Source organism: Mesorhizobium sp. B2-4-6, from assembly GCF_006442775.1.
Lineage (GTDB): Bacteria > Pseudomonadota > Alphaproteobacteria > Rhizobiales > Rhizobiaceae > Mesorhizobium.
In genome coordinates, this window is sequence record NZ_VFVI01000004.1 from 90,962 (window position 1) to 115,043 (window position 24,082).

Genomic DNA, 24,082 nt, shown 5'->3' on the forward strand with positions numbered 1-24,082 from the left:
CCGTGAACGGGGAGAAGGCGATAGCCGCGCCACGCTGGCGATTGTCGAAGCGCTGCGCGACAGCTCTTTCTCCCCGTCACTATACGGGGAGAAATGCCCGGCAGGGCAATGAGAGGCAGCGCGGACGATCGCCGCTTAATCGGCATTACATGAGTGATCGAAAGAGAAGCGGCTAGCAATACCCCGTCAAGCAGCCATCAGCCCTTTCACCTTCCGCATATCCTGCAAGAACCGCTCCTTCTCGGCCTCCTTGTCCTCCCGGTCGCGGATGCGCAGGATGAAGGACGGGTGGATGGTCACGAACACGCGCAAGCCATCCTCGCGCTCGATCACATCGCCGCGCATCTTGGTGATCGGCACCGCCTTGCCGAGCAGCGACTGCGCCGCCGTTGCGCCGAGCGCCACCACGAGGTTCGGCTCGATCAGATCGAGCTCCTTGTCCAGCCACCAGCGGCAGGCCTGGATCTCGCCGGCATTGGGTTTCGAGTGGATGCGCCTTTTGCCGCGCGGCTCGAATTTGAAGTGCTTCACCGCATTGGTCACATAGACCTTGCGGCGGTCGATCTCGGCATCGTCCAGGATGCTGTCGAACACCTTGCCCGCCGGCCCGACGAAAGGCTTGCCGGCCAGATCCTCCTGGTCGCCGGGCTGTTCGCCGACAAAGATCACGTTGGCATTCTCCGGTCCCTCGCCGAACACGGTCTGCGTCGCATCGCGCCAGAGCGGGCAGCGATGGCAGCCTTTCGCCTCTTCGCGCAACTCCGGAATGTCTTCGGCTTCAGGCGCAACCACATCGGCCGGCTCGGGCGTCGGCCAACGCTTGACCTTCACCTTGACATGGTGCGGTGCTGGGGTGGTTGGCATCCGGGCGATCATCTCTGACGCGGCTCTGTCTGCTCCTGCTATCAAATCTGGAATGAGCGAGGCCACGGGAAGGTTCCGCCAATATTTCTTCGGCATCTCCTGCCGTCGCCAAAGCGCGATCGCCGCGCCTGTCAGGCCCTGTGCTCACACCTCGTGCAGATAGAGATGATAATCCAGCTCGCTGACGGTGCGGGCGACACGCAGATATTCCGCCTGCTTGATCGCCACGAAGGTGCGATGCAGGTCGGCGCCGAGCGCTGATTTCAGGAAATCGGAGCCCCTGGCCGCCTCGATCGCGGCGCGCCAGTCGGCCGGCATGGTCGACTTCTCCGGGGCCTGCTCGTAGCCATTCCCGGTCGTCTCGGGGCCGGGGTCCAGACCCTCATCCAGGCCTTTGACGATGCCGGCCAGCACCGTTGCGGCGATCAGGTAGGGATTGGCGTCGACGCCCGACGGCCGGTGCTCGATGCGGCGGTTCTTGGCGTCGCCCGCCGGCACGCGCAGCGCCACCGAGCGGTTGTTGACGCCCCATGTCGGCGCCACCGGCGCGTAGGATTGAGCGACGAAGCGCCGCCATGAATTGGCGTGCGGCGCGAACACCAGCATCGATTCCGCCATGGTGTGGATCAGGCCGCCAAGCGCATTGAGCAGTGTTGGCGACCACTTTTCACCGGCGGCCTCGGTAAACACGTTCCGGCCCGCATCGTCCTGCAGCGAGACATGGAAATGCATGCCCGAGCCGGCATAGGCCTCGATCGGCTTGGCCATGAAGCAGGCGGTGACGCCGTGCCGGCGCGCCTGCGCTCTGACCAGCCGCTTCAGCATGACGAGGTCGTCGGCTGCCCGCATGACGTCCTTGCGGTAGTTGAGCGTCAGCTCGTACTGGCCGGGCGCGTATTCGGAAATGACGGTTTCGGCCGGGATGCCTTGCGCCTTGGCAGCCGCATAGATGTCGGAAAACAGCGGCTCCATGCCATGCAGATGGTCGACCGAATAGACCTCGGTCTTGGCCGAGCGGCGGCCGTCGAGCACCGCGCGCGCGGCTTGCACCTTGCCGTCCGCGTCACGTTCGTTGGCAAGGAGAAAAAATTCGAGTTCGAAGGCGCCGGCCGGATGCAGGCCGCGTGCCGCCAGCAGTTCCACCTGCCTTGCCAGCACCAGCCGCGGGTCTGAGGTCATCGGCGCGCCGTCGAGGTGGTGCATCGACATCAGCACCTGGCCGCGCGGCGGGTTGGTGCCGAAGAGCGGCGCCAACGTGCCTGGGATCGGCCATGCGCGCAGGTCGCCGTCGCCGGTGTCCCAGACCAACCCGGTTTCGTGCACGTCCTCGCCGGTGATGTCGAGGCCGAGGATCGAGATCGGAAGGTGCCGGCCGTTCTCGAAAATGCCCATCAGCTCGTGCCGGCGCACGATCTTGCCGCGGCCGATGCCGTTGGCGTCGGTAAGCACGATGTCGAACGCCTCGATCTCCGGATGCGCGTCGAGAAAGGCCTTCGCCTCGGCAGGCGTCGAGCCGGAGGGCGAAGTTGTTACGGCGTTCGGATTGTCCATCGCCGCTTTTCTCACGCCGTAAGCCTTGCCGCAACCGCGGCGAAGGCGGCGATCAGCCGGCTCACTTGCGCTGAAGTCGTTGCCGGCGAGATAAGCATCATGTTGTGGAACGGCGCGATCAGCACGCCGCGATTGACCAGCGCCACATGGATTGCGGCCTCCAGCTCAGGCGCATGCGCCTTTTCCGCCTCGCCGCCATTGTGCAGCGGCCCGGGCGCGCAGATGAACTCGACGCGGGCGCCGACACGCGCGACATGCCAGGGCAGCTTGTTGCGCGCGATGACGGATGTCAGCCCGGCGTCGAGGCGGCGCGCCAGCCGGTCCATATGGGCGTAGGCCTCCTCGGTCATCACCTCTTCCAGCGTCGCCCGCATCGCCGCGAATTGCAGCGGGTTGGCAGACAGCGTCGTGCCCATGCCGGAATAGCCGGGCTCCTTCACCCGGTTGTAGGCGCCGTAGCGCGTGGCGACCTCCTCGCTCATGCCCCAGATGCTCGCCGGCACGCCGCCCGCTACCGGCTTGCCAAGCACGAACAGGTCCGGCTCCAGCCCGTGCTTGCGCGTATAGCCGCCGGGGCCGGTCGAAATCGTGTGCGTCTCGTCGATCAGAAGCAGCGTGCCGGCTTCGCGGGTCAAACGTCGCAGCGCGTCGTGAAAGCCGGGTTCCGGCAGCACCATGCAGGAATTGGTCAGCACCGGCTCGGCGATGACGCAGGCGACGTCGCGGTCAGCCAGCGCTGCATCCAATGCGGCAACATCGTTGAATTCGACAACCTTGGTTGCTCGCGTCAGGTCGCGGAATTCGCCGGCCAATCCAGGCCTATTCACCGGCTTGCCGTCGATCAGCCGCACCATCGTCTCGTCGACCGAGCCGTGATAGCAGCCGTTGAAGACCAGGATCTTCTCGCGCCTGGTCACGGCACGGGCGACGCGCAGCGCGAAGCGGTTGGCGTCGGTGGCGGTCGTGGCGATCTGCCAGTAGGGCAGGCCGAAGCGCTGCTGCAGCAGCGCGCCGATCGCTAGTGCATCCTCGCTGGGCAGCATATAGGTCAGCCCGCGCCCGGACTGCCGGCGGATGGCGCGGGCGACCGCCGGCGGCGAATGGCCGAGCATCGAACCGGTGTCGCCAAGGCAGAAATCGTCGAGCTTGTTGCCGTCGATGTCGGTAATGGTGGCGCCTTTCGCGCCGTCGACCAGAATCGGGAACGGCGTCGGCCAGTCGGTCATCCAGTGCATCGGCACGCCGCCGAGGAAACCGACGATGCCGTTGCCCAGCTTCGCCTCGGATTTCGGCCGTGCCTTACGGAAGGCGGCTGCCTCCGTCTCGCGCAATTCGGCGATGCGGGCGACGTCGATGCCGCCGATGGACCTGGTTGAACTATCCGGTGCCTGCATGAAAACCCCTGTGTTCGCGCGGCACTCTGCCAACCGGTTTGCAAAACCGCAATTGGCCGCGTCGGGGCGGACGTTGGATCAGGCGGTAGGCAGTAGGCAGTAGGCAGTAGGCAGTAGGGCTCTTTTTCTATTCCCTACTGCCTATTCCCTAATCCCTACTGCCTCACCCCGTAATATCGATCACGCCGCAATCGCCGGCCGCGCTGCCGAACACGATGCGTCGCTCTTCCTTGTCCCACATCATGGAGGTGACGGCGCCCTTGCCGGGGCGACGCAGCAGCACCTCCTTGGCGTCGGCGAAGCGCGCCGCGATCACCATGCCGTCTTCGTAGCCGATCGCCACGACATCCTGGCTCGGATGGCAGGCGACGCATGTCACCATGGTGTTGCCGCGCGTGCCGAGCTCCAGCGGCGCCTTGCCCATCGGCCCGTCTTTGCTGGCGAAGGGCCAGACGATCGCTGCCGGCGCGCCCGAGCTCGCCAGCCATTTGCCCTTCACGCTCCAGGACAGGCTTTTCACCTTGCCCGGATAGCCGCTCATGCGCATGTGCTTGCCGTCGGCAAGCTTCCAGCCATGCAGCGCGTTTTCCTGCATGGTGGTGACGAGGAAGGCGCCGTCCGGCGAAAAGGTGATGCCGGTATGGGCGCCGGCCCATTCGAGCTCCACCGGCTTGCCCTCGGCGGCCGGGAAATGCAGCGTCGCGCCATTGTAGCGGGCGACGGCGAAACGCATGCCCTTGGGCGAGAAGGCGAGCCCCTCCACCGAGCGCGGATGGGTAAATTCCTTGATCTTGCCGTCGGCGAAACGCACGAAGGCGGTCTTGCCCGAGGCATAGGCGATCGCGCCCTGTGGCCCGGCGCTGACGCTGGTGACCCATTTCCTGCCCGCATTGGCGAGTTCATTCACCTCCCCACCGGCCTTCACGGCAAACACCCTGCCGTCCTCGCCGCCGGTGATCAGCCGGTCGTTGGCCGCGTCGTGGAAGGTGGCAAGCAGGCCGTCATTGGCCTGCACCGTCTTTTGTCCATTGTCCAACCGATGGATCGCGCCGTCGGCCAAAGCGAAATGCGGCACGTCGTTGAGGAACACCGCCGCAACGCAATGGCCTTCGAGATCAAGCGGGGCGACTGTGGGCATGCAAGCGGTCCGTTCGAGATTAGCCAGCGCGGCTGGGTGTGGCTCAACCTTCCCCCCTTGTGGGAGAAGGTGGATTGGCGCGTAGCACCAAGACGGATGAGGGGTGGGTGACGGATCGCCGTCGCTGCCAAGCACCCCCTCATCCGACCTCGCTTCGCGAGGCCACCTTCTCCCACAAGGAGAGAAGGACGAAGGGGCAGCGCTAGCGCCTGAAAGTCAGGAAATCAAGCCGCTTGGCAGGCTTCAAAACTCTTGCGCAACCGCTCGGCGTCGAGATCGCGGCCGATGAAGACCAGCCTGCTTTCGTGTTTCTCGCCGTCCTTCCAGGCGCGCTGGTGATCGCCCTCGAGGATCATGTGCACGCCCTGCAGCACATAGCGGTCCTCGTCGCCCTTCAGCGCGATGATGCCCTTCAGCCGCAGGATGTTAGGCCCTTCCATCTGGGTCACTTTCTCGATCCAGGGGAAGAATTTCTTCGGGTCCATCTCGCCGCCGCGCAGCGACACCGACTTCACCGTCACGTCGTGGATGTCGGAAGCATGGTGGTGATGGTGATGATCGTGGCCGTCATGATGATGGTGGTCGTGGTCGTGGTCGTCCGCGTCGAGGAAGTGCGGATCGTTCTCCAGCGCGCGCGACAGGTCGAAGGCGCCGCGGTCGAGCACTTCGCTAAGCGCCACGCCGGAGCGCTGGGTGCGATGGATCCTGGCCGCCGGGTTGATGGCGCGGATCGTCGCTTCGACCTTTTCCAGCTCGTCAGGCGTGACAAGGTCGGTCTTGTTCAGCACCACCACGTCGGCGAAGGCGATCTGGTCCTCGGCCTCCTTGGAATCCTTCAAGCGCAGCGGCAGGTGCTTGGCGTCGACCAGCGCCACAACCGCGTCGAGCTTGGTCTTGGTGCGCACGTCGTCGTCCATGAAGAACGTCTGCGCCACCGGCACCGGATCGGCGAGACCCGTGGTCTCGACGACGATGGCGTCGAAGCGGCCAGGGCGTTTCATCAGGCCCTCGACGACACGGATCAGATCGCCGCGCACCGTGCAGCACACGCAGCCATTGTTCATCTCGTAGATTTCCTCGTCGGATTCGACGATCAGGTCGTTGTCGATGCCGATCTCGCCGAACTCGTTGACGATGACGGCGTAGCGCTTGCCGTGGTTCTCCGACAGGATGCGGTTGAGCAGCGTCGTCTTGCCCGCGCCGAGATAGCCGGTGAGAACGGTTACGGGGATTTGCGTCTGTGCATCGCTCATGGCTTGCCTCGAAATCTTGGCCTCGAAAATCTTGGGTTGTCGGCCTCATATAGGATGGGTGCCGCGCTTTTGCACGCGCCAAACCGATGGGCCAGGCGGCCGCTTCAGCCGGGATGGCGCCGAGGATCGATCGGCGGCGGCCCATGCGGGCCAAACGGCGGCGCCGCGTGAGCGTCCAATGGCTCTGGCCGGCTTCCGCCGTGAATCTCGCCGTCGCAAAAGTCGTTTGTCATCTAACTGAAATAAACATCTGGCATCACCTGCGCGGGCACCGCAATGCTTGCCGGCAAAGCGTTCTGCAAAGCCGGACTCTTTAAATCGTCATTTGCCAGCCGCCGGACAGCCTCTATGCTTGCCCGCGCCGGTTCGGCTGAAGAGGGAACGACCATGGCCAAGGCGGACAAGACAGCGACAATGAGCCGGCTGCATTCGGCGGCAAGGCTCGCGCGAACGGCGCTCGCCGCGCGGCTTCTGGCGCACGGCTTCTATGCCGGCCAGGACCAGATCATGCTGGCGTTGGACCGCGAGGACGGCCAGACCCCAGGCAATCTCGCCGGCCGGCTAGGCGTGCGTCCGCCGACCATCACCAAGACCATCAACCGGCTGCAGGCCCAGGGTTTCCTTGAAAAGCGAGCTTCCAACTCCGATGCCCGCCAGGCCCACATCTTCCTCACCGAGTCCGGCCGCGAGACCATCCGCGCCATCGAGAAGTCGGTCAAGAAGACCGAGAAGCAGGCGCTGAAGGGCCTCGACAAGAAGGACCAGAAAGCGCTGTTCAAGCTGCTCGCCCGTATCGAGGCGAACCTGTCGAACGAAGACCTGGTGCTCATGGACGACGACGCGGAGATGGATGATTAAGCGCGACGCGGAAGCGTCGTCGCTCAACCGCGCGGCGGTCCCATTAACGAGCGACGCGATAGCGTCGTCTCGAGCGATCCACGCGCGATGCGCAGCATCGTCGCTCCACACACCGGCTTAGCGGAAAGAGAGACGACGCTGCGCGTCGCGCTTGAGCGCCATCACCGGACGTCTCGCGGTTAAGCGACGATGCTGCGCATCGCGCTTACGCGCTTACCAGCGCCGCCCAGCGCCCCGGCGTCAATCCAAAAGCCTTCTTGAAATGCCGGTTGAAATGGCTCTGGTCGCTGAAACCGGCGGCGGCGGCGATCTCCGCCAGCGACTCTCCCTCGGCAATCATGCGTCGCGCCCTTTGCAGTCTCCGCATCAGCAGGAAGCGATGCGGGCTGGTCGAATAGGTGGCGCGAAAACGGCGCGAGAGCGCGTAACGGTCGAGGCCGGTAACGGCTTCCAGCTCATCGGAGCGCACCGGCCGCTCGGCATTCTCCTCCAGATAGTCGCGGGCAAGCGCGGCGGCGCGCCATGCGGTCTTGCCTGTCGACTTTGCCGGCTGCCCGGCGTGGCGTTTCAGCTGTTGCGCCAGCCGCGCAACGAAATCCGCCACGAACAGGTCGCCGAGTGCTTCGTCCAGCGGCGCCAGCGCCGAGAGCAGCGTGTCGCGCAACGCCGGATCGTCGACCACGGCGTCACGGACGAAAGGCAGCGGCTCGCCATCGAGGCAATCAAGCAGGAGGGACGGTTCCAGATACAGGATTCGGTAGCGCAGGCCGTCTTCCGTTCCGGCGCCGCCATCGTGCAATTCATCCGGATGCAGCACGATCGCCTGGCCCGGCAGGCTGTGCCGCAGCGCGCCGCGATAGTGGAAGCGCTGCACGCCCTGCAACGTCACGCCAATGGCATAGGTGTCGTGGCGATGCAGCTCGAAGGCATTGCCGTGGAAGCGCGCCTCGATGCGTTCGAGGCCCGAGCCGCCCGGCGCCGAAACGATGCGATCGCCGTTGGCCGCATCCGCGCACGAACGTTCAAGACCTTCCTTCGCTTCTGCGCCTAGAGCCTGCGCCATCGCCCTTTCCCGCCCGTCATGGGCCGTCCCGGAGTCTCAATCTTGGTGTTCGATACGAAAATTGCAATTGTCCTGAGAGAGGATCTGCCCGTGTGGCAGAAGCTCAACGTCACCGCGTTCCTGACCAGCGGCATCGTCGCGCAATTCCCCGAGATCATAGGCGAGCCCTATCGCGACCACGCCGGCAACCTCTACAACCCGATGTCGATCCAGCCGGTCATCGTCCTGTCGGCCGATGCGGCGACGCTGGGCACGATCCATCGCAGGGCATTGGAGCGCGGCGTGACGACGTCGGCCTATGTCGAGGAAATGTTTTCGACCGGCCATGATGCCGCCAACCGCGCCGTCTTCGCCGAATTCGCGCCGGACGATGCCAGGATCGTTGGTATCGCCTTGCGCGGGGACAAAAAGCTCGTCGACAAGATCACAAAGGGCGCCCGAATGCATGGCTGAACGCCGGGGCGTTGTTGCAGCGGCCGCTTTTGGTCCGGCCACGTCGGACAATTGGCTTGCCGGCAAGCTTTGATTGCCGCAAAGGTTGGGCTTCCGCCTTTGTTTCCTTTCGGCCCGAATTTGTCCGTTTCCCGCACCCAAGACGACAGCGCAACGCCGCCTGCGGCGATGCTTCTGATGCTTTGCGTCTATGTCTGCTTCACCTTTCTCGACACCTCCAGCAAATATCTGGTGCTGGCCGGCGTCTCGGCGTTGATCGTCGCCTGGGCCCGCTTCACCGTTCATGTGCTGTTGGTCGGCCTTTTCTTGCGCGGCTGGCGCGAGCCGGCACGTTTTCGCGCTAACAACCTGCCGGCGCATATTTTGCGCGGATGCATGCTTTTCGGCTCGACCATGTTCAACATCCTGGCGCTCAAGACGCTGCAGCTGGCCGAGACAACGTCGATCTATTTCTTCGGCCCGATGGTCATCACCGCGCTTGCCGGGCCGCTGCTCGGCGAATGGGCCGGCTGGCGGCGCTGGCTGGCGATCCTCACCGGCCTTGTCGGTGTTCTGGTCATCACCCGGCCCGGCGTCGGCGTGTTCGGCATCGGCCATCTCTTCGCGCTCTGCTCGATGCTGTCGAACAGTTTCTACGTCATCATGACGCGGCGCATGTCGGCGACGGAAACGTCGGAAAGCCTGATCCTGTTCTCGGCGCTGGCGCCGTCGGTGTTGCTGGCCCCGATGCTTGCCTTCTCGCCTGCGCTGCCGCACGGCGGCTTTCAATGGTTCGTCGTCCTGATGCTGGGCGTCTTCGGGGCGGGCGGGCACTATTTGCTGGTCCGGGCCTATCGTCTGGCGACCACGACGCAGCTCGCGCCTTATCCCTATTCGCAGATGGTGTGGATGATCATTTCCGGCTGGCTGATCTTCCACCAGTTCCCCGATCGCTGGACGTTGCTGGGTGCTGCCATCATCGTTGCCAGCGGCCTCTACATCATCCACCGCGAGCATCGGCTTCGCGTCCGCAACTCCGCCTCGCTCGACACCGAAGCCGAGGCGCTGGCGAAAAAACTTTGATTTGCGCCGAATCCGGTGGCATAAGGCCGTTTTAAAAAATTTAAAGACTTTGAATCCAAGGACCCTGGGGAGCGAAGGGCACTGGCACAGAAGATCAAGCTTTCGACGATCGCGGATGCGCTCGGCGTCTCCACGGCAACGGTGTCGCTGGCGCTGCGCGACAGCCCGCTGGTGGCCGGCGCCACGCGCGAGCGCATCAAGGAGCACGCCCGCGCCATCGGCTATATCTACAACCGCCGCGCCGCCTCGCTGCGCACCTCGCGCTCCGGCATCGTCGGCGTCGTCGTGCACGACATCATGAATCCGTTCTTCGCCGAGATCCTGCGCTCGATCGAAAGCGAGCTCGACCGCAGCCGGCAGACCTTCATCCTGTCCAACCACTACGACCAGTTGGAAAAGCAGCGCACCTTCATCGACACGTTGCTGCAGCTCGGCGCCGACGGCGTCATCATGTCGCCGGCCATCGGCACGCCGGCCGAGGACATCATCATGGCCGAGGAAAACGGCCTGCCGGCCGTGCTGATCGCGCGCACCGTCGCCGGCGCCGGCGTGCCGGTGTTCCGCGGCGACGATGCCTATGGCACCGCGCTCGCCACCAATCATCTGATCTCGCTCGGCCACAAGCGCATCGCCATGGTCGGCGGCACCGACCAGACCTCGACCGGCCGCGACCGCTACCAGGGCTATCTCAACGCGATGGAAGCGGCCGGCCTGGAAGTGAAGCCGTCCTGGCGCATTCCCGGGCCGCGCACCAAGCAGGCGGGTTTCGAGGCCGCGGGACAGTTTCTGGCGCTGAAGGACAGGCCCACCGCCGCCTGCTGCTGGAACGATCTGGTCGCGATCGGGCTGATGAACGGCATCGCGCGCGCCGGCCTCGTGCCGGGCGTCGATATTTCCGTGACCGGCTATGACGATCTTGAGGAGGCGGCGATCGCGACGCCGGCCCTGACCACGGTCTGGAACGGCCAGCGCGAGGTCGGCCGCCGCGCCGCGAGCGCCTTGCTCGACAAATTGAACGGGCAGGCGGTGCGGCCCTCGCAGGAGCTGATCAAGCCTGAACTGCACGTGCGGCAGTCGACCGGCAAGCCGGTGGAGCGTGCATGACCAAGGCCGAGGGAAAATTGCCGGTGGCCATCCTGGTGCCGGGCGATTTCAACGACCATGCCGTCGGCCGCATCGACAAGGCGTTCAAGCTTGTGCGGATTGAACGCGCCGACCCTGGGCTGGTGACGGACGAGATGCGCGCCACGGTGCGTGGCATCGCCTCCTATGCAGGCATCGACGCGGCGATGATCGACGCGCTGCCCGATCTCGAGATCATCGCCAGCTTCGGCGTCGGCTATGATTCGGTAGACGCCAATCATGCGGCCAAGCGCGGCATCATGGTCACCAACACGCCCGACGTCTTGACCGAGGAGGTCGCCGACACCGCCATTGGCCTTTTGATCAACACCGTGCGCGAGCTCTACGCCGCGGAGAAATGGCTGCGCGACGGCGACTGGGTGGAGAAGGGCAATTATCGTCTGAGCCGGCTTACCTTGCGCGGCCGCAGCATTGGCATTTTCGGCATGGGCCGCATCGGCCGTGCCGTCGCCCGTCGCCTTGAAGCCTTCGGCCTGCCGATCGCTTACCACAACCGCCGCAAGGTCGAAGGCCTGCCTTACGAATATCATGCCACGCTCAAAGGCCTCGCCGAAGCCGTCGACACGCTGGTCTGCATTGCCCCGGGCGGTGCCGCCACGGAGAAAGCGATCAATGCCGCGATCCTGTCGGCGCTGGGTTCGGACGGCGTCTTGGTCAACATCGGCCGCGGCTCGACGGTGGATGAGGCGGCGCTGGCCGCCGCCCTCAAGAGCGGCAGCATCGCGGCCGCCGGGCTCGACGTCTTTGCCGATGAGCCGAACGTGCCGCAGGCTCTGCTCGACGCTCCCAACACCTCGCTTCTGCCGCATGTCGGCTCGGCGTCGGACCACACCCGCCGCGCCATGGCCGATCTGTGCGTCGACAACCTCGTGTCGTGGTTTACCGAGCGCCGGCCGCTGACGCCGGTGCCTGAGACGCTCAACGTCGAGGCGCACGCCTGAAGCGTTTCGCCGTTTCACGAAACTGCGAACGGCCTATCTCTTTGTTTTTGGTGCAATTCCGGACGGAAGCCCGGCCTGGAATTGCTCCAATCCGCACACGTCACCACATCTATTAACGCCCACTTAACCCTTTGGAATAATTCTGCATACTTGGTTATGTGCGGAGAGACAGGGTGAAGCTGTTCGTTGGCTTGGTGGCGTCGGTCGCGTTGTTCGAGGGCGTTCAGTTCCTGCATGGCGGCAACGGCCAAAGCGTGGCCACGGAAGTCGCCTCGACAAACACTTACCGGTTGACCGCCAATGGCGATGAGGCGGCCTGCGCCATCCACCGCGGCGCCGAAGTCTCGGACGGCCTGTCGTTGCTTTCCGTCGCCCCGAACTGCCGCAAGCTGATGCCTGGCATCGAGCACGCGAAATTCTGGCGCGAACAGACGGACGGCTCGGTCGCCTTCAGCGAGAACGGCGTCGACCCGATCGTCACCTTCGGCGTTGCCGATGGCGACGGCTACGAATCCTACGCGCCGGCCGCGCCGCTTCTGGCGCTGAACACGGGCGAATAATCGCGGAACTGTCCGAGCTTACTCTGCCGCGGCGCGAGCACCTGTTTTCGCGGCCGCATGCAGGCGTACCGCATCGCCGAATGCGCGAAAAATCTTGGCGGAATTGCTGTCCGACTTCACCCAGTATTCGGGGTGCCATTGCACGCCGACCGCGAAGGCGCGGGCATCCTTGACGGAAACCGCTTCGATCGTGCCGTCGCCAGCCAAAGCCTCCACCTGGAGCCTGGAGCCCAGCAGGTCGATCGCCTGGCGATGCAGGGAATTCACCTTGATTTCACCGGCGCCGAACACGTCGGCAAGGCAGCTTCCGGGCTTGATCGAAATCGTCTGGTGGATGCCGAAGCGCTCGTCCTGGTTGTCGCTCACCGGCGCGCGGTGGTCGAGCGAGCCCTCGCGCTCCTGGATTTCGGTGCCCAGCGTGCCGCCGAGCGCAACGTTCAGTTCCTGGATGCCGCGGCAGATGGCTAAAAGCGGCACGCCGCGCTCGATCGCCTTGCGGATCAGCGGCAGCGTCGTGGCGTCGCGCGCCGGATCGTAAGGGCCGTTGGCCTCGCTCGGGTCCCCGCCATAGAGCGAAGGATGCACATTGGACTTCGAACCGGTCACCATGACGCCGTCGACCGACGACAGCAATTCGTCGAGGTCGAGCCGATCGCCGAAGGACGGCACCAGCAAGGGGAACACGCCGGCGCCCGCGACTGCGGCTTCCAGATATTGCTGGGGGGCTGCGTGCCAGGTGTAATTGTCGAACTGGCGGACGTCGGTCGAGACGGCGACGAGCGGCTGCTGCATTTTGGGTTTGGTTTCCATCAGACCAAGGATTTGTCCTGCCTATAAAATAAGCGATCCGTCGCGGCTTTTCCATGGCAAGTTTGGCCGCCTCAGATAGGCCAGCGAAGAGAACGTTAGACTATAGTTGCAGGCGGTTGCGGAATGGCGGCAACCGCGGCCCGCGGCGCTGGACTCGACTTCTTGCCCGTGTATGTTTCTCCCCAACCGATCAGGGCACCGAGGATGCCCTCGCATCGGTCAGCTGATCCGCAAGGGAGGAAACTTAATGGATCGTCGTTCATTCATTCGCAAGGCCGGCGTGTCCGGCGTGGGCGCCGCCGCAGCGGCCGCGGCACTTGCCACGCCGGCCATTGCCCAGTCCAACCCGAAAGTGACCTGGCGGCTTGCGTCGTCCTTCCCGAAGTCGCTCGACACGATCTATGGCGGCGCCGAAGTCTTCTCCAAGATGCTGTCTGAAGCCACCGACGGCAATTTCCAGATCCAGGTCTTCGCTTCGGGCGAATTGGTGCCCGGCCTGCAGGCGGCCGACGCCGCCGCCGCCGGCACCGTCGAAGCGGCGCATACGGTCGCCTATTATTACTGGGGCAAGGATCCCACCTGGGCGCTGGGTGCCGCCGTGCCCTTCTCGCTCAACGCGCGCGGCATGAATGCATGGCACTATCATGGCGGCGGCATCGACCTGTTCAACGAATTCCTCGGAGCGCAAGGGTTGTTCGGCCTGCCGGGCGGCAACACCGGCGTCCAGATGGGCGGCTGGTTCCGCAAGGAAATCAACAGCGTCGCCGATCTGTCGGGTCTCAAGATGCGCATCGGCGGCTTTGCCGGCAAGGTCGTCGAGAAGCTTGGCGTGGTGCCGCAGCAGATCGCCGGCGGCGACATCTATCCGGCGCTGGAAAAGGGCACCATCGATGCCGCCGAATGGGTCGGCCCCTATGACGACGAGAAGCTCGGCTTCTACAAGGTCGCGCCCTACTACTACTATCCAGGTTGGTGGGAAGGCGGCCCGACCGTCCACCTGCTGTTCAACAAGGCAAAATATGAAGAGCTCTCGCCGACCTACAAATCGCTGGTGCGCACCGCGGCGCAGGCCGCGGATGCAAACATGCTGCAGAAATACGACTATGTGAATCCGCCGGCGGTGCGGCGGCTGGTGGCCGGCGGCGCGAAGCTAAGGCCGTTCAGCCAGGAGATCATGGCGGCCTGCTTCGAGAAGGCCAACGAGGTCTATGCCGAGATGGAATCCAACAACGCGCCCTTCAAGAAGATCTGGGAATCGATCAAGGCGTTCCGCAAGGAGCACTATCTCTGGGCCCAGGTCGCAGAATACAATTACGACACCTTCATGATGGTGCAGCAGCGCAACGGCAAGCTGTAGGCCGCGACCAGTCCCTTCTCCCCGTCACTATGCGGGGAGAAGGTCCCGGCAGGGGGACGAGGGGCGGCGCCGGCTTCGGCAATTTGGAAATTCCCCCTGGATAGAGGCGCTGGGGGCACAAACGATGGAAGGTCTTAACCTCGACCCGGCACCACCAGCACCTTGACCTCGCCCGGCGCCGGCGGATTGGCGATTACGTCCGGCGCCTCTTCCAGGCTGACCTGCCTCGAGATCAGCCGGTCGATCTCGATCGCACCGGAGGCGATCAGCTGAGCCGCCCGTCCATGCGTGAACGGGTTGAGGAAGGAACCCAGCACCTTCAGTTCGCGAAACAAGAGATCGAACGGCTCGACTTCCACCTTCATGCCTTGCGGCACGACGCCGACGATGACGACCGTGCCGCCGGCCCTTGCCATCCGCATCGACTGCTCGACCGTGTCGCGCACGCCGGCGCATTCCAGCACCACGTCGACGCCGCCGGGCGCCAGGCCGGTCGGCCCGGCGATGGCCGCGATTGGGTCGCTGGCACTTGGATCGACAGTCGCGGTCGCGCCGAGCTCTTCGGCGAGCGTACGGCGCGAGGCCTGTCTGGTCGACAGGATGATGGTCGCCGCGCCCGCCAGCTTGGCCAGCTGAACGACGAGCAGGCCGATGACGCCGCCGCCGAGCACCGCCACCGACGAACCCGGCCGGATCGCGGCAAGGTCGATGCCGTGCAGGCAGCAGGCCAGCGGCTCGCAGAAGGCGCCATGCGTCGGCTTGAGATTTGCCGGCAGCCGGAAGGCCTGCTTCTGCGGCATCACCACATAGTCGGCAAAGCCGCCGTCGCGGTGGATGCCGATGGCGCTCAGATTGCCGCAGAGATTGACGCGGCCGGCATGGCAATGGGCGCAGCGTCCGCAGGCTATGTTCGGATCGCCGGTGACCCGGTCGCCGACGGCAATGTCTGACACCGCCTCGCCGACAGCTTCGACGATGCCGGAGAACTCATGGCCGAGCGTCACCGGCGGCGTGCAGGGAAATTCGCCATGGAAGAGGTGCCGGTCGGTGCCACAGACGCCGCAGGCTTCGATGCGCACGAGAACGTCTTCCGGCCCGGGAACGGGTTTGGGAACCTCTCGCAACCCTATGCTGCCCACTGCCTCCAACCGTATGGCTCTCATGGCGATAACCTCAATTGAATTTGGGCGGCTGCGAGAGATCGGGCGCGGGGGCCGGCTTGGCCGGCGCGTCGCCGAAGCTCGGCGGTTGCGACAGGTCGGGCGTCCCGGGTGCCGCCGGCGCGCCGCCATTGGCCGGAGCCGCGCCATTGTCCGCCGGCGGCGTGCCGAGCGGCGACAGCGAAGGCATGTCCGGCAGCTTGAGGTCGATGGTGCTTGGCTCCACGGCATTTCCCTTGTAGCGCATGACCATTTGCGGGAAGGCGATGGTGAGCCCGATCATGATCACCTGGATCAGGACGAATGGCGCCGCGCCCCAATAGATCTGCCCCGTTGTGACCGGCGCGATCTGTTTGCCGGTGATCCGGTCGAGGTAAGGCACGCGGGCCGCCACCGAACGCAGATAGAACAGCGCGAAGCCGAAGGGCGGATGCATGAAGCTCGTCTGCATGTTGACGCCAAGCAGCACGCCGAACCAGATCAGGTCGATGCCGAGCTTGTCCGCAGCCGGCGCCAAGAGCGGCACGATGATGAAGGCGAGCTCGAAGAAATCGAGGAAGAAAGCGAGCACGAAGACCAGGATGTTGACGCCGATCAGGAAGCCGGTCTCGCCGCCCGGCAGCGAGATCAGCAGATGCTCGACCCAGATATGGCCGTTGACGCCGTAGAAGGTGAGCGAGAACACGCGCGCGCCGATCAGGATGAACAGCACGAAGGCGGAAAGCCGGGTCGTCGAGGCCAGCGCCTGGTTGACGACGTCCATCGTCAGACGGCCTTTCATCGCCGCCATGATGAGCGCGCCGACGGCGCCCATGGCGCCGCCTTCGGTCGGCGTGGCGATGCCGAGGAAGATCGTGCCCAGCACCAGGAAGATCAGCGCCAGCGGCGGGATCAGCACGATCACCACCTGCTGCGCCAGCTTGGACATGAGGTTGAGTCCCAGCCGCTGGTCCGCGATGGCGACGACATAGATGACGACGACGCCGATGGCAAAGCCGAGGATATCGGCATTGTCGCCGTGGTTCGGCGCGAGGTACCGGTAGGCTGCGTAAGAAATCGCGCCCGTCACCGCAAGTGCGGCCAGCAGAGATATCACGCCGTGACCGAGGGTACGGGCTTCGAGCGGCAGCGCAGGCATCGAGTTCGGCCGGACGATCGACATGATCAGGATGTAGAGCATGTAGAGACCGGTCAGCACGAGGCCGGGGATCAGCGCGCCGGCATACATGTCGCCGACCGAGCGTCCCAACTGGTCGGCAAGCACGATCAGCACCAGCGACGGCGGGATGATCTGCGCCAGCGTGCCGGAGGCAGCGATGACGCCGGAAGCCACGCGGCGGTCATAGCCGTAGCGCAGCATGATCGGCAGCGAGATCAGCCCCATGGCGATGACGGAAGCGGCGACCACGCCGGTCGTGGCGGCGAGCAGCGCGCCGACGAAGACCACCGCATAGGCAAGCCCGCCGCGGATCGGCCCGAACAGCTGGCCGATCGTGTCGAGCAGATCCTCGGCCATGCCGGACCGCTCGAGCACGATGCCCATGAAGGTGAAGAAGGGTATCGCCAGCAGCGTGTCGTTGGACATCACCCTGGTGCCGTAGAAATTGTCCGGCAGCGCATGCAGCAGCGGCCAGGCAAGATTGATCGACCCGCCTGAATAGGGCGAGACCAGCACGCCGATGAAGAAGAACAGCAGGCCGTTGGCGGCGAGCGAGAAGGCGACGGGGTAGCCGATCAAAAGGAAGATGACCAGCGAGGCGAACATGATCGGCGCCATGTTCTGCGCGATGAATTCGATCACGGGCGGACCTCGCCCGCGATCGCCTTGGCCTCTTCGGCCAGCGCTTCCGCCTCGAGCTTGGCCTGGTCGTGCGCCGACACGAAAGGATTGGGATCCTCCATGTCGCCGCGTATGATGGCGACCTTCTTGATGATCTCGGAAACCCCTTGCAGAGCAAGCAGGAAGAAGCCGACCAGAAGGATGGCCTTGGCCGGCCACACGATGAGGCCGCCGGCATTGGTCGACATCTCGCCGCTGCGGAAGGACAGCGACACATAGGGCACGAAATAGATCACCATCAGCACCACGAAGGGCATCAGGAAGAACAGGTGGCCGAGCAGGTCGATCCAGTGCTGCACGCGCCGCGAGAGCATGCCGTAGACGATGTCGATGCGGATATGATCGTTCTGCTTCAGCGTGTAGGCGGCGGCCAGCATGAAGGCGGCGCCGAACAGGTACCACTGCAACTCCAGCCACGCGTTGGAGGACGTGTCGAACACCTTGCGGATGACGGCATTGCCGGCGCTCACCAGGATCGCGAGCAGGATCAGCCAGGAGACCCAGCGGCCGATGAACTCGTTGATGCGGTCGACCGTCCTGGATAGAGCGAGCAGCCCTGCCATGCATATCCTCCCTGGCCATGCGGCGCGCCCGATTCCCCCTCCGGTGTCGCGTCGCTTGGCCCAACGGTATGCAGTGCGTGGTCCGGCAGGTCAACAGGACGAAGCGGGCACGACGGCGGCAACCCCGCGGGCTCACCGAACGTCATGCAACCAAAGTCTGATGGTTCAGGCGATCTTGGCCTGGTCGCGCCCGGCGCCGATCAGCACCAGCATGGCGACGAGGAAGAGATAGATCCAGGCGTCGCGCCATTCGAGCGGAAAATAGCCGGCCCAAAGCGATTCCGCCATGCCGAAAGCCGCGGCGCCAAGCGCCGCCTTGAGCGGCGACAGATAGCCCCCGACCGCCGTCACGAACAGGATTTTGAGGCCGTAAATCAGCCCGGTGCCGAAGGAGACATTGCCGTAATAGAGGCCGGCAAGCACGCCCGCCAGGGCGGCGCAAAAGCCCCCGAACAGCACGGCAAGGCGGAACACAGCGTGCACATCGACGCCGCACATCGCCGCCGCTTTCGGATCGTCGGAGACGGCGCGCCAGGCGCGGCCGAAGCGCGAATGCGAAAACAGCCAGGCCGCCAGCGCCACGACCGCGATCACGCCCGCGCAATCGAGCAGCTGGATGACGGTGAGCGTGACCTTGAAGCCGTCGCCCTCAGCGAAGATCACGGGGTTGGCGAGCATCGGCGGCAGCCAGAGATCGTGCGTGTCGGCGGCGATGCGGCTCGCCTCCGACAGGAAGAGCAGGATGCCGAGCGTCGTCACCACGATGGCGTTGGGCGAGCGGTCGGCGAGCCTCTCGAAAACGCTGCGCGACAACACATGGCTGATCAGCGCCGCATAAAGAACAGCCGCGACCACGCCGAGCGCCACCGCGGCGGCCAGCGTCAGCCACAGCGCCTGGTAGCCGAAAGCGGCCGTCAGGATCATCGTCTGGCCGCAAAAGGCGAACAGCGCGCCATAGGCGAGGTTCGTCCGATGCAGGATGCCGTTGGTCAGCACATAGCCAAAGGCGAGCAGGGCATAGAGCGCGCCCGAATGCAGCCCGTTCAGCACCTGCTGGAAGAAATAGAGCATGCGGCATCCCACGGGTCGCATGACGCGACCTGCATGGACCGTTGCATTCGGAATCTAACTTGTCAAATGCGTTTTATCGGTTAGATTTCCGCCCATGACAGTCTCCTGGACCCCGCATCGTTTCACCGGTGGCATCCTTGCGCTCGATACGGCGAACACCGTCGTATTGCGCAATGATCCGGAAAAAACCTTCGACCGTTTCGACGAACCGGCCGAGATCGCCCGTTTCGCCGAAGCGGCGAGCGGCTTTCGCGCCGCCGAGCTCGGCTGCCGCCGGCTGCGGGCGCCGGAGCCGGGCGAGATAAAGCCAATCGTCATCTCGATCCGCGAAGCGACCGATCGCCTGTTTCGCCACGCCGTGTCGAACGGCGCGCTCGCGACCAGCCACCTGCCGGATTTCCTCACGGCCTGCGCCGGCGGCCTGTCCGGCAGCGAGACCGAGATCGGAACGCCTGGCCAGCCTTTCGGCGATCCGCAAACACCGATCGCCTTCGAGGCGGCTTTGGCCGTTTCGGCCCTGTCGCTGCTGCGCGACGAAACGGTGGCGAGGCTGAGGATCTGTCCCAATTGCAGCTGGCTGTTCGTCGACCGCAGCCGCAACGCCAGCCGCCTCTGGTGCGACATGGCCGTTTGCGGCAACCGCCAGAAGGCAAACCGCTATTACCGCCGCCGTACAGCGGCCAGGGAGGTCAGCAATGTTTAGGGAATTGTCGCGTTCGGCTCTGGTCGGCGCCGCCCTGGCCGCGGCATTCGCGCTCGGCGCCTGCCGCGACACCGGCAACGACCAGCTCTTTGCCATCTCCGGCAAGCTGTTCGAGTTCAATTACCGGCTGGCCATCGCCACCTATGTCATCACGCTGAAGCCGCTTCGCCCGATGGTCGACGGCCAGGTCGCGGTGGTGAGCTTCCAGAACCCGGCAGGCGGCGACCCGCTCATCGTCAACCAGAAGATCTGGCCGAAGCTGCCCCACATCACGCTCACCAGTCCGCCGCTTTCCTGCGTGGTCAAGGACAAGCCCTACAGCGTCTCGATCCGCATCGAGGATGCGAGCGGCACGTTGCTGCAGGCCATCGACACCACCATGACCTCGTCGGAGGACCAGACCATGCTGCCGGACCGGCCGCTGGTGATCGGGCCGAACTACGAGCTGAATTCCGATCTGGCCGGCCATCCGGACGGCAGGCTGCCGGGCGAACCGAAGCCGGATTGTTCGAAAGCGACCTGAAACGCCGGCGCCCGCGCGAAATTTTTGTTCCTCAGGAAGCGGTTAGCATGATCTTGTATGCGCCGCCGGCCACTCGCCAGACCGTTTGTTGCGTGTTATTTGGCCTCAGCGATTTTGTTTGACCTCTCCCGCAAGGGAAGAAAGACTGCGGCGTCCCACTCCGACGTTGGCTGCCTGATTTGAGGCGCCTCCGCAGAGGAAATGCTTGATGACGCTGCACGACGTCGCGCTCGACGACAAGTTCGACCTTGGCAAGGAGCGCGTCTTTTTGTCCGGCGCGCAGGCGGTCGTGCGCATGCTTCTGATGCAGCGCGAGCGTGACCGCCGCGCCGGCCTCAACACGGCAGGCTTCGTCTCCGGCTATCGCGGCTCGCCGCTTGGCGGCCTCGACATGCAGCTGTGGCGGGCCAAGAAGCAGCTCGCGCAGGCCGACATCGTCTTCCAGCCCGGCCTCAACGAGGAGCTCGCCGCCACCGCCTGCTGGGGCTCGCAGCAGACCGAATTGCTGGGCGAGGGCACGCATGACGGCGTCTTTTCGGTCTGGTACGGCAAGGGGCCGGGCGTCGACCGTTCCGGCGACGTCTTCCGCCACGCCAATCTAGCCGGCTCGTCGAAGCATGGCGGCGTCCTCGCCTTGATGGGCGACGACCATATGGCCGAATCCTCGACCAACGCGCATGCCACCGAATTCCTGTTCGTCGACACCATGGTGCCGATCCTCAATCCGGCCGGCGTCCAGGAGATCGTCGACTATGGCCTCTACGGCTTTGCCATGTCGCGCTTCGCCGGCACCTGGGCGGCGATCAAATGCGTCAAGGACAACATCGAATCGACGGCCTCGGTCGACGCCTCGATCGAGCGTCTGGGCATCGTCATTCCCGAATTCGACATGCCGCCGGCCGGGCTGAACATCCGCCACGAGATCGACATGCTCGGCCAGGAAGAGCGGCTGCATGAATACAAGCGCGCCGCCGCTTCCGCCTTCATCCAGGCCAATGGTCTCAACCGCATCGTCTATTCCGGCGGCCGCAATCCCAAGCTCGGCGTCATCACCATCGGCAAGAGCTATCTCGATGTCCGCCAGGCGCTGGAGGATATCGGCATCGACGAACAGGCCGCCAACCGCATCGGCATCCGCCTGTTCAAGGTCGGCTGCCCGTGGCCGCTCGACCTGCAGCATATCGCCGAGTTCGCCCGCGGCCTCGACACCATCGTCGTCGTCGAGGAAAAGCGCTCGCTGATCGAGGTGCAGCTGCGCGAGAACCTCTACGGCACCGCCACGCAGCCGGTGATCGTCGGCAAGAAGGACGAGCGCGGCGACTGGCTGTTTCCGGCCAAGGGCGCGCTCGACCCGAACGAGATCGCCATCGCGCTCGGCGAGCGGATCCTGCGCACCATCGGCCCGTCGGAAGAAATCGCCGCGCGGCTGGCGAGGCTGCGCCAATTCCAGGCGATGCTCGCCGACACCGTCGATATCGGTTCGCGCACGCCCTTCTTCTGCTCGGGCTGCCCGCACAATTCCTCGACCAAGGTGCCGGACGGCTCGATCGCCGCCGCCGGCATCGGCTGCCATTTCATGGCGCTGTGGATGGACAGGAACACCGTCGGCTTCACCGCCATGGGCGGCGAGGGCGCGCAATGGGTCGGCCAGGCGCCATTCTCGAAGCGCGGCCACATCTTCCAGAATCTCGGCGACGGCACCTACAATCATTCCGGCGTGCTGGCGATCCGCTTCGCGCTGTCCTCCGGCGCCAACATCACCTACAAGATCCTCTACAACGACGCGGTGGCGATGACCGGCGGCCAGCCGCATGAGGGCGGCCTGACCGTCGATATGATCGCGAGACAAGTGCGCGCGGAGGGCGTCGACCGCATCGCCGTCGTCACCGACGAGCCGGACAAATATGCCGGCAAGGTCGATTTCCCGGCCGGCATCAGCATCCATCACCGTGACGACCTCGATCTCGTCCAGCGCGAATTGCGCGACGTGCAGGGCGTTTCGGTGCTCATCTACGACCAGACCTGCGCCGCCGAAAAGCGCCGGCGCCGCAAGCGCGGCACCTTCCCCGATCCCGACAAGCGCGTCTTCATCAACGAGCTGGTCTGCGAAGGCTGCGGCGATTGCGGCGTGCAGTCGAACTGCGTCTCCATCCAGCCGGTCGAAACCGAATTGGGCCGCAAGCGCCGGATTGACCAGTCGAGCTGCAACAAGGATTTTTCCTGCCTCAACGGTTTCTGCCCGTCCTTCGTCACCGTGCATGGCGGCAAGATCAGGAAGGCCGAAGGCATTGCCGGCAGGGCCGATCCGCTCGACGGCGTGCCCGCGCCGGCCGAGTTCCGCATGGGCAACCAGGGCTGGGCGGCGATCATCGACGGGGTGGGCGGCACCGGCGTCGTCACCGTCGGCGCGGTGCTCGGCATGGCCGCGCATCTGGAAGGCAAGGGCTGCGGCATGATCGACATGGCCGGCCTCGCCCAGAAGGGCGGCTCGGTCTTCACCCACGTCCGCATCGCCCCGACGCCCGAGGACATCCACGCCATTCGCGTTTCAGCCGGCAAGGCCGATCTCGTGCTCGGCTGCGACCTCGTCGTCTCCGGCGCCAAGAAGGTGCTGGGCGCGGTGCGCGAGGGCCACACGATCTTCCTCGCCAACACCGCCGAGATCATGCCTGGCGAATTCACCCGTTCCGCCGATTTCTCGCTGCCGGTCGAGCGGCTGAAGAAGGCGATCCGGGCGGCTGCCGGCGACGACAAGGCCCACTTCTTCGACGCCACCCGCACGGCGACGGCCTTGTTCGGCAATTCGCTCGGCGCCAACATGTTCATGCTCGGCTTCGCCTTCCAGCATGGCGGCCTGCCGCTTTCGGCCGAAGCCGTTGAAAAGGCGATAGAATTGAACGGTGAGGCGGTGGCGATGAACATCGCCGCCTTCCGCTGGGGCCGTCGTGCCGCGCATCAGCCCGATTTCGTGCGTGGCTTGGTCGCCCAAACCGGCAAGCCGGCGTCAAAACCCGCTGAGACGCTGGACGATGTGATCGCCCGCCGCGTCGCTTTCCTTACCGCCTATCAGAACGCCGCCTATGCCAGGCGTTACGCCGACCGCGTGGCGACGTTGCACGCCGCCGAAGCCAAGGCCGTGCCCGGCTCGTCCGTGGTGACCGAGGCCGTCGCCAGGAACCTCTTCAAGCTGATGGCGATCAAGGACGAATATGAGGTGGCGCGGCTCTACACCGACGGCACTTTCGCCACCGACCTCGCCAAGCAGTTCCAGAGCTACGAGAAGCTCGAGTTCCATCTCGCGCCGCCGATCCTCGGGCGGCGCGGCAGTGACGGCAAGCCCCGGAAATCGAGCTTCGGCCCGTGGATGATGAAGGGTTTCCGGCTGCTGGCGGCGATGAAGGGCCTGCGTGGAACCGCCTTCGACCTTTTCGGCTACACGGCCGAGCGGCGCATCGAGCGGCAGTCATTGAGGCAGTACGAGGCCGATCTTGACCTGATCGCCGGGGCGCTGGCACCGGGCAGGGTTGAAGCAGCGACGGCTCTGGCCTCCGTGCCGGCGCTCATCCGCGGCTACGGCCACGTCCGGCAGGCCAGCGCCGACAAGGCGGCGGGCGAGCGCTCGCGCTTGATCGAGCGCTTGAATCAAGCCCCCGCGGAGCCTGCGCTTCGGGCAGCGGAATGATCGCGCCGGCGCGTTGACGCCGCGCCAACCCCCCTGAATTTCCCAGTCTGTCCCGTGTGTCGCAACCCCGTGCAACCGTGGCCCAGCGCCGTT

Annotated in this window: 20 protein-coding genes and 1 pseudogene; 10 read left to right on the forward strand and 11 right to left on the reverse strand. The window is 65.0% G+C overall.

Annotated features, from left to right (window positions below; all coding sequences use genetic code 11):
• Positions 1-186: 186 nt before the first annotated feature.
• The 5 genes from FJ957_RS13430 to FJ957_RS13450 all read right to left on the reverse strand — a co-directional run bounded on the left by FJ957_RS13430 (position 187) and on the right by FJ957_RS13450 (position 6,200).
• Positions 187-960 carry a UdgX family uracil-DNA binding protein gene (locus tag FJ957_RS13430; protein ID WP_181180564.1) on the reverse strand — a complete coding sequence of 258 codons (774 nt, stop codon included), beginning with the start codon at positions 958-960 and terminating at the stop codon, positions 187-189.
• 48 nt (positions 961-1,008) lie between these two features.
• Positions 1,009-2,415 carry a glutamine synthetase family protein gene (locus FJ957_RS13435; protein WP_140832048.1) on the reverse strand — a complete coding sequence of 469 codons (1,407 nt, stop codon included), beginning with the start codon at positions 2,413-2,415 and terminating at the stop codon, positions 1,009-1,011.
• A gap of 11 nt (positions 2,416-2,426) precedes the next feature.
• Complete coding sequence (locus tag FJ957_RS13440; protein ID WP_140832050.1) at positions 2,427-3,809, reverse strand: aspartate aminotransferase family protein; 1,383 nt, start codon at positions 3,807-3,809, stop codon at positions 2,427-2,429.
• A gap of 163 nt (positions 3,810-3,972) precedes the next feature.
• Positions 3,973-4,947 (reverse strand): WD40 repeat domain-containing protein, encoded by a 975-nt coding sequence (locus FJ957_RS13445; protein ID WP_140832052.1) that lies wholly within the window; start codon positions 4,945-4,947, stop codon positions 3,973-3,975.
• Positions 4,948-5,171: 224 nt separating this feature from the next.
• Positions 5,172-6,200 carry a GTP-binding protein gene (locus tag FJ957_RS13450; protein ID WP_140832054.1) on the reverse strand — a complete coding sequence of 343 codons (1,029 nt, stop codon included), beginning with the start codon at positions 6,198-6,200 and terminating at the stop codon, positions 5,172-5,174.
• A 387-nt stretch (positions 6,201-6,587) separates the two neighbouring features.
• On the opposite strand from FJ957_RS13450, the gene FJ957_RS13455 reads away from it, so the two are divergent.
• Positions 6,588-7,058: a MarR family transcriptional regulator gene (locus FJ957_RS13455; RefSeq protein WP_140832056.1), complete on the forward strand. Its 471-nt coding sequence runs from the start codon at positions 6,588-6,590 to the stop codon at positions 7,056-7,058.
• 205 nt (positions 7,059-7,263) lie between these two features.
• On the opposite strand, the gene FJ957_RS13460 is transcribed toward FJ957_RS13455, so the two are convergent.
• Entirely contained in the window at positions 7,264-8,121 is an 858-nt protein-coding gene (locus tag FJ957_RS13460; RefSeq protein ID WP_140832058.1) for an AraC family transcriptional regulator, read from the reverse strand.
• A 45-nt stretch (positions 8,122-8,166) separates the two neighbouring features.
• Here FJ957_RS13460 and FJ957_RS13465 point away from each other — a divergent pair, with 45 nt between their 5' ends.
• The 5 genes from FJ957_RS13465 to FJ957_RS13485 all read left to right on the forward strand — a co-directional run bounded on the left by FJ957_RS13465 (position 8,167) and on the right by FJ957_RS13485 (position 12,280).
• On the forward strand, positions 8,167-8,574 hold the full coding sequence (locus FJ957_RS13465) for a DUF2000 family protein (RefSeq protein ID WP_140832060.1): 408 nt from the start codon (positions 8,167-8,169) through the stop codon (positions 8,572-8,574).
• 177 nt (positions 8,575-8,751) lie between these two features.
• Complete coding sequence (locus FJ957_RS13470; RefSeq protein WP_140832471.1) at positions 8,752-9,636, forward strand: DMT family transporter; 885 nt, start codon at positions 8,752-8,754, stop codon at positions 9,634-9,636.
• Between the two features lie 81 nt (positions 9,637-9,717).
• Positions 9,718-10,740 carry a LacI family DNA-binding transcriptional regulator gene (locus tag FJ957_RS13475; RefSeq protein WP_140832062.1) on the forward strand — a complete coding sequence of 341 codons (1,023 nt, stop codon included), beginning with the start codon at positions 9,718-9,720 and terminating at the stop codon, positions 10,738-10,740.
• Positions 10,737-11,720: a 2-hydroxyacid dehydrogenase gene (locus tag FJ957_RS13480; RefSeq protein ID WP_140832064.1), complete on the forward strand. Its 984-nt coding sequence runs from the start codon at positions 10,737-10,739 to the stop codon at positions 11,718-11,720. The genes FJ957_RS13475 and FJ957_RS13480 overlap by 4 nt, the downstream gene beginning before the upstream one ends.
• Before the next feature lie 173 nt (positions 11,721-11,893).
• Complete coding sequence (locus tag FJ957_RS13485; RefSeq protein WP_140832066.1) at positions 11,894-12,280, forward strand: hypothetical protein; 387 nt, start codon at positions 11,894-11,896, stop codon at positions 12,278-12,280.
• A gap of 18 nt (positions 12,281-12,298) precedes the next feature.
• Here FJ957_RS13485 and FJ957_RS13490 read toward each other — a convergent pair whose 3' ends face one another.
• Entirely contained in the window at positions 12,299-13,072 is a 774-nt protein-coding gene (locus FJ957_RS13490) for a gamma-glutamyl-gamma-aminobutyrate hydrolase family protein (RefSeq protein WP_140832068.1), read from the reverse strand.
• Between the two features lie 265 nt (positions 13,073-13,337).
• Here FJ957_RS13490 and FJ957_RS13495 point away from each other — a divergent pair, with 265 nt between their 5' ends.
• Positions 13,338-14,447 carry a TRAP transporter substrate-binding protein gene (locus tag FJ957_RS13495; protein WP_140832070.1) on the forward strand — a complete coding sequence of 370 codons (1,110 nt, stop codon included), beginning with the start codon at positions 13,338-13,340 and terminating at the stop codon, positions 14,445-14,447.
• A 134-nt stretch (positions 14,448-14,581) separates the two neighbouring features.
• Here the strand turns inward: FJ957_RS13495 and FJ957_RS13500 are convergent, their stop codons facing one another.
• From FJ957_RS13500 to FJ957_RS13515, 4 genes are all read right to left on the reverse strand, one after another.
• Complete coding sequence (locus FJ957_RS13500; RefSeq protein WP_140832072.1) at positions 14,582-15,610, reverse strand: zinc-dependent alcohol dehydrogenase family protein; 1,029 nt, start codon at positions 15,608-15,610, stop codon at positions 14,582-14,584.
• Between the two features lie 10 nt (positions 15,611-15,620).
• Positions 15,621-17,405 (reverse strand): TRAP transporter large permease subunit, encoded by a 1,785-nt coding sequence (locus FJ957_RS13505; protein ID WP_140832473.1) that lies wholly within the window; start codon positions 17,403-17,405, stop codon positions 15,621-15,623.
• Positions 17,405-18,010, reverse strand: a complete 606-nt coding sequence (locus tag FJ957_RS13510) for a TRAP transporter small permease subunit (RefSeq protein WP_140832074.1) — start codon at positions 18,008-18,010, stop codon at positions 17,405-17,407. The genes FJ957_RS13505 and FJ957_RS13510 overlap by 1 nt, the downstream gene beginning before the upstream one ends.
• A gap of 165 nt (positions 18,011-18,175) precedes the next feature.
• Positions 18,176-19,081: a branched-chain amino acid ABC transporter permease gene (locus FJ957_RS13515; protein WP_140832076.1), complete on the reverse strand. Its 906-nt coding sequence runs from the start codon at positions 19,079-19,081 to the stop codon at positions 18,176-18,178.
• A 94-nt stretch (positions 19,082-19,175) separates the two neighbouring features.
• Here FJ957_RS13515 and FJ957_RS13520 point away from each other — a divergent pair, with 94 nt between their 5' ends.
• The 3 genes and pseudogenes from FJ957_RS13520 to FJ957_RS13530 all read left to right on the forward strand — a co-directional run.
• Complete coding sequence (locus tag FJ957_RS13520; RefSeq protein WP_140832078.1) at positions 19,176-19,784, forward strand: CGNR zinc finger domain-containing protein; 609 nt, start codon at positions 19,176-19,178, stop codon at positions 19,782-19,784.
• Positions 19,777-20,307, forward strand: a complete 531-nt coding sequence (locus FJ957_RS13525) for a hypothetical protein (protein WP_140832080.1) — start codon at positions 19,777-19,779, stop codon at positions 20,305-20,307. The genes FJ957_RS13520 and FJ957_RS13525 overlap by 8 nt, the downstream gene beginning before the upstream one ends.
• A gap of 196 nt (positions 20,308-20,503) precedes the next feature.
• Positions 20,504-23,989 (forward strand): annotated as a pseudogene (locus tag FJ957_RS13530) (indolepyruvate ferredoxin oxidoreductase family protein); the annotation flags it as partial.
• Positions 23,990-24,082: the final 93 nt, after the last annotated feature.

Coding starts and splice junctions, on each gene's coding strand:
- FJ957_RS13435 (WP_140832048.1), bottom strand. CDS start 2,415: ATGGACAATCCGAACGCCGTAACAACTTCGCCCTCCGGCTCGACGCCT.
- FJ957_RS13460 (WP_140832058.1), bottom strand. CDS start 8,121: ATGGCGCAGGCTCTAGGCGCAGAAGCGAAGGAAGGTCTTGAACGTTCG.
- FJ957_RS13520 (WP_140832078.1), top strand. CDS start 19,176: ATGACAGTCTCCTGGACCCCGCATCGTTTCACCGGTGGCATCCTTGCG.
- FJ957_RS13500 (WP_140832072.1), bottom strand. CDS start 15,610: ATGAGAGCCATACGGTTGGAGGCAGTGGGCAGCATAGGGTTGCGAGAG.
- FJ957_RS13525 (WP_140832080.1), top strand. CDS start 19,777: ATGTTTAGGGAATTGTCGCGTTCGGCTCTGGTCGGCGCCGCCCTGGCC.
- FJ957_RS13450 (WP_140832054.1), bottom strand. CDS start 6,200: ATGAGCGATGCACAGACGCAAATCCCCGTAACCGTTCTCACCGGCTAT.
- FJ957_RS13480 (WP_140832064.1), top strand. CDS start 10,737: ATGACCAAGGCCGAGGGAAAATTGCCGGTGGCCATCCTGGTGCCGGGC.
- FJ957_RS13440 (WP_140832050.1), bottom strand. CDS start 3,809: ATGCAGGCACCGGATAGTTCAACCAGGTCCATCGGCGGCATCGACGTC.
- FJ957_RS13515 (WP_140832076.1), bottom strand. CDS start 19,081: ATGCTCTATTTCTTCCAGCAGGTGCTGAACGGGCTGCATTCGGGCGCG.
- FJ957_RS13495 (WP_140832070.1), top strand. CDS start 13,338: ATGGATCGTCGTTCATTCATTCGCAAGGCCGGCGTGTCCGGCGTGGGC.
- FJ957_RS13470 (WP_140832471.1), top strand. CDS start 8,752: ATGCTTTGCGTCTATGTCTGCTTCACCTTTCTCGACACCTCCAGCAAA.
- FJ957_RS13490 (WP_140832068.1), bottom strand. CDS start 13,072: ATGCAGCAGCCGCTCGTCGCCGTCTCGACCGACGTCCGCCAGTTCGAC.
- FJ957_RS13430 (WP_181180564.1), bottom strand. CDS start 960: ATGCCGAAGAAATATTGGCGGAACCTTCCCGTGGCCTCGCTCATTCCA.
- FJ957_RS13445 (WP_140832052.1), bottom strand. CDS start 4,947: ATGCCCACAGTCGCCCCGCTTGATCTCGAAGGCCATTGCGTTGCGGCG.
- FJ957_RS13510 (WP_140832074.1), bottom strand. CDS start 18,010: ATGGCAGGGCTGCTCGCTCTATCCAGGACGGTCGACCGCATCAACGAG.
- FJ957_RS13455 (WP_140832056.1), top strand. CDS start 6,588: ATGGCCAAGGCGGACAAGACAGCGACAATGAGCCGGCTGCATTCGGCG.